The 935-nt window shown below is 44.9% G+C and carries 1 protein-coding gene; it reads right to left on the bottom strand.

Annotation, left to right across the window (positions count from 1 at the left end; genetic code table 11):
- Positions 1 to 935 (bottom strand): RHS repeat domain-containing protein (locus tag J8L98_RS24425; protein ID WP_210998656.1); only part of this gene is annotated, 935 nt, incomplete at both ends.

The raw sequence follows: 935 nt of genomic DNA, 5'->3' as shown, positions 1-935 counted from the left end.
CACGGTGTGATAACGAAGAACATCGGTGCGTTCATTAAAGGCATTATAACGGTATTCAGTCACTTGCCCTTGTGCATCTATCTCAAAGCGTTGATTGCCTTGGGCATCATAGTAATAGCGGGTTTGTGCCCCTTCTCGGTCTTGACTGATACGAATATTGCCCAGTATATCGTACTCAATGTGCGCCCCTTGCTGACTTGCTGCGCTCGCAATTTCAGTATCTGTGGCATTGACACCCAATGCCGCATTCTGGTTGCCATCTAAGCTTGAGACTAAACGCCCTTGTTGGTCGTATTGGTAGCGTTCAACACTCTGTGTTTGATGCGCTAAACTGTAGTTTTCGAGGTAAACCACACTGCTATTGCCATACGATGCTGTGTGGCCATATATCATGAGCTTATTGTTCTTATCTCCGCGGCCACTTGTTGACTCTGTGCGGCTCACTGCTTGCTCTGGGTGGCCTTTTGGATACACCGTTAACGTGGTTTCTTGCTCAGATGTAGTCCATGCAACGACGTAGGTCGTATTGGGCTCTGCGTTCATTAACAACTGATTTGGCTGACTTACACTATTTTTAACCGTTTTCGAATAAATAGCACCATCCAAAAAGTACACATTATGACGCCCTAATAAACCACTTTCCCAAGATTGAGCATTATCTATCCCACCAAATAAATAATTCCCTCCGACTGTAGGGCCTGTAGTGACCTCTATACGCATCTCAATATTGTCACTGAGATTAAAAAGGGCATTACCTTGAATTGATGGCCAAGTAGGCTGCTCTGTAGATAAGCGCTTTAATTCAATACGCTCACCTTTAACAGTAATTGGATTTCCAGCACCATTCGCTATAGATACACCTGACAGCTGACCATTAGCAAAATCATCATAGCCGATGCGCCCCCCATTAGCCATGACCGCATTTTCATACACAC

The organism is Pseudoalteromonas sp. MMG013, from assembly GCF_018100885.1.
In the GTDB taxonomy this organism is placed as follows: domain Bacteria; phylum Pseudomonadota; class Gammaproteobacteria; order Enterobacterales; family Alteromonadaceae; genus Pseudoalteromonas; species Pseudoalteromonas aurantia.
This window is presented reverse-complemented; position numbering and strand designations above follow the sequence as displayed.